At 38.1% G+C, this 14284-nt stretch carries 4 protein-coding genes, 2 rRNA genes and 1 other annotated feature; all 6 genes read left to right on the top strand.

Annotated elements, in window-relative coordinates; all coding sequences use genetic code 11:
• Positions 1 to 111: ribosomal RNA gene (locus tag FNN08_RS16160) — 23S ribosomal RNA — on the top strand; the annotation flags it as partial.
• A gap of 130 nt (positions 112 to 241) precedes the next feature.
• Positions 242 to 324 (top strand) — a sequence feature (5S ribosomal RNA rRNA prediction is too short).
• Between the two features lie 207 nt (positions 325 to 531).
• Positions 532 to 646 (top strand): 5S ribosomal RNA (gene rrf, locus FNN08_RS16165).
• A 616-nt stretch (positions 647 to 1262) separates the two neighbouring features.
• Positions 1263 to 3917: a reprolysin-like metallopeptidase gene (locus FNN08_RS16170; RefSeq protein ID WP_143587529.1), complete on the top strand. Its 2655-nt coding sequence runs from the start codon at positions 1263 to 1265 to the stop codon at positions 3915 to 3917.
• A 361-nt stretch (positions 3918 to 4278) separates the two neighbouring features.
• A complete protein-coding gene (locus tag FNN08_RS16175; RefSeq protein ID WP_143587530.1) occupies positions 4279 to 8349 on the top strand; it encodes a S8 family serine peptidase in 4071 nt (1356 codons plus the stop codon).
• Positions 8350 to 8392: 43 nt separating this feature from the next.
• Positions 8393 to 12682: a S8 family serine peptidase gene (locus FNN08_RS16180; protein WP_143587531.1), complete on the top strand. Its 4290-nt coding sequence runs from the start codon at positions 8393 to 8395 to the stop codon at positions 12680 to 12682.
• Between the two features lie 784 nt (positions 12683 to 13466).
• The coding region (locus tag FNN08_RS16185) for a TonB-dependent receptor plug domain-containing protein (RefSeq protein WP_185962705.1) at positions 13467 to 14284 on the top strand (818 nt) is incomplete at its 3' end.

The following is a 14284-nucleotide window of genomic DNA, read 5'->3' on the forward strand; positions in this document are numbered from 1 at the left end:
ACTTTGAGTCCCCTAAAGGGTCGTTGGAGACTACAACGTTGATAGGTCAGGTGTGTAAGTCCTGTGAGGGATTGAGCTAACTGATACTAATTGCCCGTGAGGCTTAACCATACAACACCCAAGCGGTTTTCGTTTGAGACGAGTATGGTCTGACAAAGAAAATGTGGAAACACATTCACGCATTAAAGAATACGACTTGAGTAAGTCATTAATACAGCTTTCAAAATTGTACATGTTTTTGTCTAGCGACAATAGCACTGTGGAACCACCTGATCCCATGCCGAACTCAGAAGTGAAACGCAGTAGCGCCGATNGTCGTTGGAGACTACAACGTTGATAGGTCAGGTGTGTAAGTCCTGTGAGGGATTGAGCTAACTGATACTAATTGCCCGTGAGGCTTAACCATACAACACCCAAGCGGTTTTCGTTTGAGGCTGTATGGTCTGACAAAGAAAATGTGGAAACACATTCACGCATTAAAGAATTGAGTAAAACGTTTAATATCGAATTCCAAATTGTAACAAGCTTTTGTCTAGCGACAATAGCACTGTGGAACCACCTGATCCCATGCCGAACTCAGAAGTGAAACGCAGTAGCGCCGATGGTAGTGTGGGGGTTCCCATGTGAGAGTAGGTCATCGCTAGGCTCCTATTTCGAAAAGCCCTCTGCTAACGCAGAGGGCTTTTTTCGTATGGAGCCTTTTGTGACCTACGTATTTGCAGGCAATTCAAGCTCGCCACTGCCGCAGGAGGTCCTCGATGTCGCTTGAGCTCCTCGAGGATGACGTTCTAAGTAAACTAACACCGCGCATTAACTTTGAAATGAAAACACACCAGAACAAAAAATATTTATAATAAACGCTATAATAGAAAAAATACAACGTCATTCTGTACGAGCCAAAGCGAGATACAGGACCTCCCTAATTGACATCGTGCTTATAAGAACATCAATCATTAAGTTTACGTGAGAATATATAAAAATATTTTCAACCACCGCTTTATCAGAAAAATCACCGTTATCCCGCAGTGCTTTTGTGCGGGACCTCCCTAATTGATAGCGTGCTAATGTACAGAACCCTAATTACAGCGTGTTATCTAAACCCTAACATTAGAGTTAACCTAAAAAAAGTACGCTTTAAATGATTAATTGATGAAAAAGTGATGTTGATTTGAACAATTAACTCTAATGGGTCATTAACAACTTAGGTTTTAGTGCGTATGATGCTCTTCATAAAAAATTATTTCGCAGTTTATAGGTTTTAGATGTTTAGGTTTGCAGTTACTTCGTTGTTTGCGCTTTTTACTTTTTCAGCAATTGCTGATGAAGGTGCTTTGTGGGAGCAAGTAAATAGAGGATCTTTAAAGACTATTAATATTACGCAAGCCAGCCTAAATTCAAATGCTAATCTATTTAGGTTAAATGATTCAGTTCTTACCGATATTTTAAGTCAAGAGGTAGTTAAATTAAGACTGCCGATGCCTAATGCACAACTTATTGATGTTGTATTAACTCCAATATTAGTGATGGAAGAGTCATTAGCAGCCAAATATCCACAAATATTAACGTATAAAGCTGAGCAAATAGGCTTTCCAGAACATTATGGTCGGATTGATTACACTGAAAATGGCTTTCATGGAGTCATAAATTACAAAGGGCAAACCGTATATATTGACCCTGTGAAATCGCAAACATCTAATTTATATAAAACATACTTTGCTAGTCAAAAAACCGGTAAGCAAGGCTCTATTGAGCGCTCTGTACTAAAGAAAAAATACAATGAGGCAAGTGTCTCTGCTAAAAATGCTAAGACCATTCAAAAAAAATCTTTATCATCTGTTAGTAAACAATACCGAATAGCTTTCTCAACGACAGGCGAATACAGCCAGTATCATGGTGGCACAACCCTGAGTGTTTTGTCAGAGCTGGTTACTTTAGTAAATCGCTTAAATAAAGTCTTTGAAGTAGAGCTAGGAGTAACTCTCCAATTGGTTGCTGAATCAGAGAAGGTGATATTCCTCGATGCTAGTACTGACCCTTTTGAAAATACTGATAATGATATTTTCGTTAACGGTGATGTCCTTAATAATTTTATTGGCCAAAATGACTATGATATCGGCCATGTGCTAACAACTGGGTTTGGTGGTTTAGCTGTTGTTGCTGCGGTTTGTGACAATAATCCATATGAAGAGTTTAATTATAATGATGAGGTTATCGCTAGTTATACACCAATTAAAGCGATGGGAGTAACAGGCAGTCAAAATCCAACTAATGATAGTTTTTATATCGACTTTGTTGCTCATGAAATAGGCCATCAATTAGGTGCTGATCATTCCTTTAATGGCCAAAGCGGTATTTGTGCCACAAGCCGTACATTTTATGATGCATTTGAACCTGGAAGCGGTTCTACGATAATGTCTTATGCTGGTTTATGTGGTGAAGAGAACTTACAGAACCAAGTTGACGATTATTTTCATATAAACTCTATACTCGAAATGCGAGACTATTTAATCAATGACCGTCAAGGTATAGGGCAAAGTTGTGGAACAACAACAATAACTAGCAATAATTCACCGAGTATTGAAGTTCTTACTGATTATCATATACCTGCTAATACCCCATTTAAACTTGATGCCGTTGCTAGTGATATTGATCTCGACTCCTTAAGTTATACATGGGAACAGTATGATTTAGGTCCTAGTTCATATGACCAAGAGTCAATGCAAGATGATGGCTTAAAGCCGATATTTAGATCGATTAAATCAACAACAGAAAGTAGCCGTACCTTTCCCAAATTTGACTCATTATTAAGTGGTAATTTAATTGTAGGTGAAAATTATGCGACTACTGATCGAGAGCTTAACTTTCAAGTTACGGTTAGAGATGGTAATGGGGGCGTTGCCCATGAAGGCGTAACACTTACAGTTCATAAAAATGATGAACTAGGCTTTCAAATTACCTATCCAACTAGCGAGGATTACTGGGGAGAACAAGATACTTCTCTAGTGCAATGGAACTTAGCTAATAGCCACGCGACGCCAATTAGTTGTGATAGCGTAAGTATAGAATTTTCAGCAGATAATGGTAAAACATTTACCCAGATAGCCGCAAATATTGAAAATAGTGGGCAAGCTCAAGTTACAACGCCAAAAGTAAATACAGTACAAGCTCGTTTAAAAATAAATTGTGAAAATAATGTATTTTTTGCTGTTTCAAAACAAGCATTCCAGGTGTTTAATAGTGACCAACCCAATACCAAGCCAACAATACTTGGTTTGCAGGATGTAAGTCAGACTAAAGCTATGCAAATCGAAGATACTGATTTTATGCTAACAGTGGAAGATCTAGCTATAAATGATATAGACAGTCGTTTCCCTGATGCGTTTGAGTTATTTATTTTACCTGGTGAAAATTACACCGCCAATAATGGCATGGTTACTATCGCTGAAAACTATAACGGTATATTAAGCCTTAATTTACAAGTAAACGACGGTGAGTTAGATAGCGATATCTTCACACTCTATGTTGATGTAATGGCAGTTAATGATGCGCCTGTTGCTTATAACGATTCAGTTGTTGTTAACTACAATAGCCAAGCATCTATCGATGTATTAAATAATGATATTGATATAGATAACGACCAATTAGTGTTAATCGATATAACCTATTCTGGTAGTGCAGAAATAGAAATTAGTAACAATGCCGTGCTATATACACCAGCGTCAAATTTTGTGGGGGTTGACCAATTTACCTATGTGTTGCGTGATCCATCAGGTGCAATAACCAGAGCTAAAGTCACCGTTGAAGTAATTAAAAATTCGTCGGGTAGTGGTTCTGGGGGAGCTTTGACATGGTTGCTTTATATTATGTTCACACTGATGTTTAGAGCTGGCATATCCAAGCAAGGTTTACCCAAATAACAACTCGAAATCTGCAATTTAGAACCTAGTAATACCTGTTTAAAATGGCTTTGTATAACTTTATTTTAAGCAGGAAAACTTTTTAAACCACCTCTTCTAACCCATTTAAACCTAGGTTTATCATCGGTTACCTTCTTATTTATACCTCCTTTCATTTTTTTTAAAACCCTTAAAAAACAATGGCTTGATATGATTATAAGATAAATAGATATTAAATTGATTTTAATTAGACCTGCTAGTTATTGTTTTACACCTCGCAAAGTGTAATGTGACGCTCACATAAAAATAACTCAAGCGCTTACAAAAATACTAATAAAGTTTAGCGCTTTAAATTTAGATTCAGTTAAATAAAGAGAGAACTATGATTTTTAAATCATCCACGATTGCAATTATTATGTCGGGTGCCTTGTCATCATCTGCAGTATTTGCAAATAGTTTAGAGGAAGTAGTAACTGATACTAATCGAACTTTTACTATTGAAAACCAAGAACGGGTTTCTTATCGAGTGTTGTTGAACCAGCCGGCTGTGTTAGCCGCTCAATATCAAAACGCTCAGAGCAATCATAATGAATTATTAAACACTGTAATCGATTCTCAAGTACAGCTTATTAGTGTTATCAAATCTCTAGATCCGCAAGCGAACATTCAAACTAGTTTAAAGTTGGTAGAGAATGTTTTGTTTGTCACTATGTCTAAATCTGCGGGTGACGCTTTATCATCTAATGAACTCGTATCTAAAATATCAGCGATTCCATACGATACATATCAAAATTCAAACCTTCCATCTAATGGCAAACTTGCTAGCAAATATGCCGATGAAGTAGATTTAAATAATCGTTACCCATTTTTGAAAACTAACCCTGCAAATGGCAACCCTGTCGTTTCAATTATTGGTTCAGGGGTTGACTACACCCATAAAAAACTGGGCGGTGAAGGTACATGGGACAATTTTGTTGAAGGTTGGCAAAATAGAAATAATGCTTGGGATGGCTTTCCAAATGGTGTTGTTATTGGTGGGTATGACTTTATCGGTGATAGTTTATCTGAAGATTATAACCCACTAGAGTATCATGTTGACTTAACCGATCGGTTAAATCCAGATGTGAAATACAAGGCCGGTATGGGAACCATGGCTGCATCAATGATTTTAGATTCTTACCCAGATGCAAAAATACTAGCATATAAATTAAGAGGGGTATTAGGTAACTCCGTATTTAATACGCCATTTAGAGAATACTTCAGTGTTGCCTTAGAGATGTCGATAGATCCAAATATGGACGGTGACATGTCTGACCGTGCGGATGTTATTTTAATAGAAAATAATGGCGGCTTCTCACCTTATTATAATGAGCTAGAGAATAGACACAGTCACGGAAGTGTTGAGCGTGTATTAATGAGAAGTGCTGCCGCATCAGGTGCGTTAATTGTAACGCCTGTTGGGGAATTGGCTAGAACGGATACCTATTACTCTACAGGAAGCCGTACTGCTGTTCCCGAAAGCATTGCCGTTGGTAGTGCATACAAGCAAGATGGACACTACTATGTTGACGATACTAGCTCTTTTGGTCCTACACGAGGTGAATCGATATTAAAGCCAGATCTAATAGCCGTGAGCCAAGAAGTGTATGGTGCTCAAGCAGGGACTGGTAATGGTTACCGTAAGATGGAAGCCGATCCATACTTTGCTGCTGTTCGAGTTGCTGCTACTGCAACAAGTCTAATCGCAAATTATCCCGAGTTAAGCAGCGCAGAGGTGCGAGCTCTTATTGTTAATACCGGTTTACTGAATATAAAGAATAGTAACGGCGTTGCTCATGTAGGTGGCGGTACATTAAATTCATTATCGGCGTTAAAATCTTATGCTTTGATGTATGAAAAACAAAGTCGTCAAGCGAATGCTTTTTTTGATTTTGTTGAGGTATTTAATGTAGAAACTTTTGCTCGTGAAATTACTATTAAAAACCTAACAGATAAAACCCAAGTTTATACAGCAAATATTGTTAAGCAAGGTGAAAAACAAAATAACTCTGCTGTAGCAGTATCTTTTCCTGAAACAATTATTTTACAACCTAACGAAGAAAAAACTGTGTCGCTAGCGTTAACTATTGATGCAGATAAGCTTGAGAAAATGCCTATTCAAATTGGTAGTGATTATACCATTGAAAATTGGAATAAACTTGCTGTTAATGGTTATGTTGTATTAGAGCACAGTGATAATCCAGGTGCAGCTATCCACTTACCTTGGTTAGTGTTCCCAAAACAAGGTAAAGGTTTTACTACTAACATAGACTATCGTGATACAGATACTTATCAAACAGACTTTATCTATGATCTGCGAGACCAAGATAAACAAACACCTCCTCATGATAGTGATTGGAAATTTAACGGCGAATATGACTTCCCTGTTGAGCGAGTTCAACACGAAGTAGTTAATCAAACTAACTCCCAGCAAACATTATATGCAATGCCTTTAGTAGCTTTAAATGAAGATAGAAATGCTACCGGGGGGCATTATGTAAAGGCTGTAGCTGGTGGTCTTTACCCTGAAGCTCAGTGTGAATCTGGTCGTAAGTTAAGCTTAGCGGTTATGATGGAAAAACCATTTGAAATACCTGTAGCAGACCATACTGATAGAGTCGGTTTTGACTTGTTCGAATTAAAGTTATATCCAAAATTTGCTGTTGAAGCATCTGGCTTTAGACCTACAAGCTTAGAAAATTTAGGTAATGGGGATGATTCAAATAGATTAACTACAATAGTGGTAACTTTTAAAGCGGAAGAAGGTCAGGGCCAAGGCTTTTACTCAAGATATATTGACTATAGCAAACCCTTTGACTTTAGAAATCCTGCAGCACGTATCACGCCAACAAAGTTACCAATAGAGTTATCGCCTAACGGTAATACTGTATTAGTAAATCTTTGTACAGAGGAAGCGTATCATCACAACGTAACAGAGCAAACGTTTGAAGAAATTATTGGAATGCAATTTGTTACTGACCGTAACTCATTTCCAGGCATAACAGATTCAGTGTTAGCGCATAATTTCTCTATCGGCGGTAGAGTATACAACAGAGCTCCTGTAGATGATGGTTCACCAATAGAGCTGCCAAATCAAGAGTGTGAAGCAGGGTTTATTAAAGACAGTGAAGACAATTGTATTGAAGTTTTTACTAGCGATACTGAAATGTTTTTACACGAATATTTTTCTATACCTGAATTCGAATTAACGCCACAGTGTAGTCCAGTTGTAAATAATCGCTCTAACTGTGTTGTTTCTCACGAGCTATTTAAAGTTGATATTAACTTTCCTGCACCGTTTAACCAAGTTTTAGGGCGAGTATCTCCAGGAAACTTAACATGTTTATTCCCTGCAGATGGCGCTGTTGATACTGAATACCAAGCTACTTGTTTACCATCTAATCTAGAGTATAGCGATGGTTATAACGAAGAAGATTGGGATATACAGTTAGATGTAGGTAGTGTCTTAGCAGAAAAAGTTATCAGAGATAACTCTGGGACAACTTTAATGTCGGGTGTAGCAATAAAAATTGCCAAACTTAATAATGATGAAACACAGCTTGAATGGACTAACAAACTTAATGTTATGCCAAATGAAAGCGTGCGTGTTTCTACTTTGATGCATCAAGATTGTGCTGGTGGTATTGGTGGTAGCAATGGTGTGTGTAGCTCTGGTGGTTTAGTATTTAATACCACGACTAATTATCATGCTATTACTACTTTTAATGCTGAGCAAGGTACGATAAAACCAAATCAAGAATTTACAGTGCTTGAATCAGCTGAAACAGGCCAACTTCTTGGGCAAATACAGTATCAGCACCTAGGTATAGAACGTTATCATTCACAAGAAATGCTATTAATATCAGGTGATCATAAAGGTGTTTTCCAGATATCAAAGAACGGCGAGATTCGAGTTAGGGACGCCGCATTACTTGATTATGAAGAGCAGCGAACATTTGAATTAAAAGTTCAACTTTATGCGGGGAATTTTTATACCTCAGTAGGTTCAGTAAGGGTAAATGTTATTAATACAAATGATAATGCACCGCAGCAACTTGCTCCTATTGAGCGTATTGAGATCACTCAACATACAGAAATTACTGGGATAGACATTAGCTTAAAATTTATTGATTTTGATGGTTTTGGTATTCGCTTTGCAAGTGAAGACTTACCGGCAGGTTTGAATATAAGTGCTGGTGGAGTTATCTCTGGTAAATCAACAGTGCATGGTATTTTTACTTCACATATTCGTGTTTCAGATGGTAAAGAGAACTTTATCGCTGAAGTAGAAATTGAAATTAAAGAAGCTTCTGCTGAATCAAACTCGGAAGAAAATACTACAAGTAGCTCAGGTGGAGCACTTGTTTACTTATTAATGTGTACCTTAATGGTTGTGCGTCGTAGAAAAGTTTAAAATTTATAGAGGTGCTCGTTAAGCACCTCTTCGAGGAATTATTGTGAATATAAAATTTAATAAAATAATCGCCGCATTGCCATTACTTACAATGGCATATTCGGTAGATGCTAATATAAGAGTTGGTGACGGGATTGAGCCAAATATTGCATCAAGTGTTGTTGTTGAGCCCGTGTTTAATTTAACTAAATTAATTGATGGCAAGTCTCCTGCGATTGCACAACAATATGTTGTTACTTTAAAGGATAAGCCTGTTGCTACTTACGACGGTGCTATTTCTGGCTTTAATCCGACTAATCCTTTAGCGAGCAAAAATAGTAATATCAATGCTAAAGGCATGCTTAATACAAAAAGCTTAGCGTCAAAAGCATACAAAAAGTTTTTATCAAATAAGCAAACTGAAGCAAAACTACATATTGGCCTTAAAATCAAACGAGAACTTGAAATTATATCAAGTCAGCAAATAGCGCATAATGGTTTTACTACTTATTTAACAGCAACCGAAGTTGCGATGATCAAATCTATGCCTGAAATCAAGGCAATAAGCAAAGTAGAGCTAGTTCAATTAGACACAGATAGTGGTCCAAAGTACTCGGGTGCAACTAATGTTTGGGCGGGCACTGACTCTTATGAAGGTACAAAAGGTGAAGGTGTCATCGTTGGCATTATCGATAGTGGTATCTCTTCATTTTTAGAGCCGGTAGTTGATATCAATGACTTAGATAATTTACCAGATTTTCACCCTTCATTTGCTGATGTAGGTGCTGATGGCTATGATCATACAAACCCATTTGGATCAGGGAATTATCTTGGCGAGTGTAAGCAGCAACCAGGTTGGTGTAATGATAAGCTTATCGGGGTGATTACTTTTGGCATCCTAAAGCAGACGATTATTAATTTCGATCCAAACGATCCTCGCAGTGGAACTGGCCAAGATGGTAATGGCCATGGTACACATACAGCATCAACAGCGGCTGGTAACGTTGTGAAAAATGTTAACACGCATCGTGAAATTGATGGCTTAGATGAAACACATTATCAAGAAAGCTTTGTTTATGATCAAATTAGTGGTGTGGCTCCGCACGCTAACATAATGTCTTATAAAATTTGTAACTTCCATGGTTCTTGTAACCCGGCAATGGTTCTAGATGTAGTAGAACATGCCATTGATAACGGCATTGATGTATTAAATTACTCAATTAGTGGTCCTGCACAGCGCCCATGGTATCATTATGGTGCAGAAGCCTTCTTAAATGCTAGAGAAGCCGGTATTCATGTTTCAGCATCTGCCGGTAATACTGGTTATGGTGGTAATTATACCGTGCAAACGCCTGCTAATGCTCCTTGGATTACTAGTGTTGCGGCAAACACCCACGATCGTGGTTTCAATAAAAAGCAACTTACTTTGATTGGTGGTTCTGAAACATTTGAGTTAGAGTCAGATGTGTTAACTGGCGAAGGTGCCACATTAGGTTTGCCTGCAACCGATATTGTTTACGCAACCGAAGTTGAATATAAAGGAGAAGGTACTCATACACATACCCATTCTCACAACTCTCTTGACGAAGATGATTATTTCCATTATCCAACAGATACTCATGATTATAATGAGCCTACTGGCCAATATCCGCAGCCCTATGAACATACCCACGTACATCGCAATTATGATGCATATGAAGTTTTTGGCATTGAGGGGTCTTGTGGTCAAGATAGCTTAGATCCTGAAAAGGTTGCTAACAAAATAGTTATCTGTAATCGTGGTGGTGACAAAGATGGGCGAGTTTTAAGCCGTTTATCTAAAGGTCATGCAGTGAAGTTTGCTGGTGGTGCTGGACTAGTGTTGATCAATACTAGTACTAGTAACGATAATACCGTGGCAGATAGGCATACAATCCCAGCCATTCATCTTGATGAAAAAGATGGCGATGACTTACTTGACTGGCTTGCTGAAGGTGAAAACCATCAGGCATCTCTAAATACTTCAGTGCTGATACCAAATGAAGAAACTGCTGGTTTGATGGGAGCTTTCTCAGCCAAAGGGCCTGAGGTTTATAACTCTAATTACATGGTACCAGCAATATCTTCAGCAGGTGTAACTGTCTTAGCAGGCGGCCTTGGAAAAGATATGTTGCACTCTGGTGTAAACGAGGCAAATTACACTGATGCAGACTTCTTGTATAAGTCAGGTACGTCAATGTCGACTCCACATGTTTCAGGAATGTACGCGCTAATTAAAGCTGTACATAAAGATTGGACTCCAGCACAAGCTCAGTCAGCATTGATGCTAACTGCTGGAACCGATCTGAAAATACATGGCCCAGTAGTCAGAGGAGAGCAAACATATGAACCTGCGCCTCTTCATTATAGCGGTGCAGGTTTAGCCAGAGTTGATCGTGCAATATCTACTGGCTTGATCATGTCAGAAACATATGAAGGTTATTTAGCTGCAGATCCTGATGGTGATAATATTTATATTCGTGATATTACTGTTGATTCACCCGCTTGGGATACAGGAGTAAATACACCTGACGAAATAGCCGACCTTGGACCAAAAGAATTACCTGTAGGCTGGCATGGTAAGCCAGAACAATTAAACCTTGCCAGTATGAGTATGGGTCAATGTATTGATTCTTGTGAATGGACCAGAACATTTACAGCCACAAAAGATGCTATTTGGAAAGTATCATATGAGTACACCACTCCTGGTTTAGAATTATCTAGTGATAAAGATGATGACTACATATCAGTTAAAGCAGGTGAAGATTTTTCTTTAACAGTTACGGCTAAACCTGCAGAAGGTATCGAAACGGACTGGGTTGATGGGCGTGTAGTACTTACACCTGCAGATTCGTCGATTCCTGTGGTAACTGTTCCTGTCACGGTTGAGTTTATTGTTGGTAAAGCACCAAAAGCAATTAATATTGAAGCCAACCGTAATGTAGGAGAGTTAATTTCTACTGAATTTAGTTCGATTGGTAGTGACGATATAACAGTCACTGACTCTGAAATGGTTACCGGTACTGTATACAGTGGTCACATTTTAAGAAACTCAACACCGGAAGAAATTTTTAAGAAGATAGATGAGTCTACTTTGATTATTCCAATCAACATACCAGCAAGATCATCTCGTTTGGTTGTTGAAATTCTAGAAACCACTTCTCCAGATTTAGATATTTATATTGGTGAAGATCTAAATAAAAATGGTTACCCTGAATTTAGAGAGTTGAATGGCGTATACTTTTGGAGCTTAACGAATCAAAAATTAGAATTCTTAGATTATGATTTCCCTCGAGCTGGTTCATATTGGATTATGGTCCATAACTTTGGCGATAGTTACAACGATGAATCATCTCCAGATTTTGATCCAAGTAAAGTAGTTGAGGATTTTGTTAAATTAACAGTTGCTATTACATCGCAAGCCGATGATGAAAAAACGCTGACAGTTAGTGCGCCAAAAGAAGCCTATAGAGAACAAAAAATCCCAGTTAAATTGAAATGGGATGTAGATATGCAAAAAGGTGATCGAGCTTACGGTTCATTCTTAGTTGGAACAGACGAAAGGTTGCCTTCCAATATTGGTCTAGTTAAGGTGAATATGTTGCGTGGTGAAGACGATGTTAAGCTTGAATTACTATCTAATGATACTGCTACCGAACGTGCTGGCTATAGCATAAGCTACATGGCAAATAACAGTAGTGAAGATATTAGTTATCAAATGGAGGTTGAGTTAGTACAAGGAGCTGAGTTAGAGCAGTTTGACGGTGTGGAATATCAACTTGAAGGGGATGTAATTAAGTGGATACATGTACAGCCAGCAGGCTCCGCTAGTAAGCAATATTCTGTAGTGTTTAATTATAATAACGTTGGTGGTTATACTGATATTACACCATATGTAACATCGTTAAAGGATAACGAAGATGAAGCATTGGTAGCTAGAACATCACCAGCAATGATAATGGGACGTCCTACATTTGATATTGAGATAAGCAAGCCCTTAGCTATTCCTGGAGAAGTTGTTACATTATCTGCGATGCCGATGGATATGGTGATAGAGCAACCAGAAGTTAGTTATCAATGGCAACAAATTAGTGGTAATCCAGTGCAGATTGATAACACAGCCTCGAGCTTTAGTTTTGAGGTTGATCTTGATTCAAAATCAGATACTTTACAGTTTGAATTTATTGGCAGTAATGGTGAAAGACAATCTACCCCTATGATTGTTGATGTTTTCGTTGAAGCTGAAGAGTCTGGATCTGGTGGTTCAACTACTTGGTATCTATTGTTGTTATTAATCGCTTGTATTGCTAATAAAAAATACAGAGCGCAAAAATAGGTCATTGCAGACAAAGTTGAAACTATTTAAAAAAGGTGAACATCGTTCACCTTTTTTTATTGTATTTAAAGTCTTTTTATCTACCAAATTATTGAATAATTTAACCTTAGAATATCTTCTATTAGCAAAATAAATACCTGCTTATTACATAGAGCTAGGTGATGGTAGATAGCACAATAATCTGTTGCAGCCATATTAGTTTAATTGCAAGCATTATTGATACCGAATAACAATCAATTTTAGCTTCAAGTTGATAACTTTTAATGAATTTTAATCTTGTATAACTTGTTGTAATTAAAGGGATTTGATAATAAAAAGATAATTTATTGGATTATATTTGATGTTAAAGCTATTGCACCTATTAAGTTTTCCATTTAAATATTAGGCAACAAAAAATCAACAGTATTTTTGCTGCGATAGCTACTAAGTTCATCAAGTTTTATCGAGGCCTAAATCTTTGTCAAAAATAATAATAAAAATATTCATTACCTTGGAATTTTTCTAGGTAAAACTATAAAAAAAATCGGGATATAGTTGTGAGAAATATAAATAAATTAAGTTCGAGCATTCGAGCGGCGTTAATGCTTGGCGCCTTAAGCAGTGTAAATGCTTACGCCTTTGCTGAAGAAGAATCGGCAGTCGAAGTAGAGCAGGTTCAAAGCCAAGAGCAAGACGAANTGTTATTGGTGAAGACGAGATTGAAGTTGTCGAAGTAACGGGTTCACGAATTAAAGCGAATACGTTAGAGGGCGTAAGCCCAGTAACGATAATTTCAGCTGATGATATGGTGAAGAAAGGTTTTGCTACAGCGTATGACGCGTTGAAAGATTTAACGGCGAATACGGGTACAACGCAAGGTGCTGAGATGGCGGCTAGCGGTGGTTTTACGCCGAACGCGCAGACGGTAAGTTTACGTGGTTTAGGTAATAACCAGGTACTTGTGTTAGTGAATGGTCGTCGTATTGCCGATTACCCATCACCATATAATGGTGCTTCGAACTTTGTTAACTTATCAAGCATTCCAATGGCGGCGGTTGCCAGCATAGAGATTTTAACTGCAGGTGCGTCAGCGATATACGGCTCAGATGCGGTTGCGGGTGTAATGAACATCAAGACTAAGCGTAACTTAGAAGACACGACGTTTAGTGCCAAGGTTGGTACCACTACCGAAGGTGGTGGTGATGAAGGTCGTTTCCAACTTGCCACGGGTGTTAATGGTGATGATTACACGGTAACGTTTGCACTTGAGTATCATAAACAAGACCCAATATTCTCTGCGGACCGTGATTTTATGGATTCGGTAGATGATGGTCCGGCGGGTCATAACTACTTAGACCGCGGTATTGTAATTGTTGATGAAATGGTGCGTTTAGGTTACTACCAAGACGATGAAGAAACCGAAGATATTGACGAAGGTTGGACATTGTACCGAGACCCGACAGAGCAACGCTGTCAAATTTCTGGTTCAGGTTACGAGTACACAAACCGTGTTATGAACGAAGGTGAAGAAGATGAATTAGACTACGGTTACTACTGTGGTACGGATTTATCGGGTACTCGTTCAATTCGTAACGAGCGTGAAACGATTTCAACGTACTTAAG

It is taken from the genome of Thalassomonas sp. M1454, assembly GCF_007097525.1.
Classification (GTDB): domain Bacteria; phylum Pseudomonadota; class Gammaproteobacteria; order Enterobacterales; family Alteromonadaceae; genus Thalassotalea_A.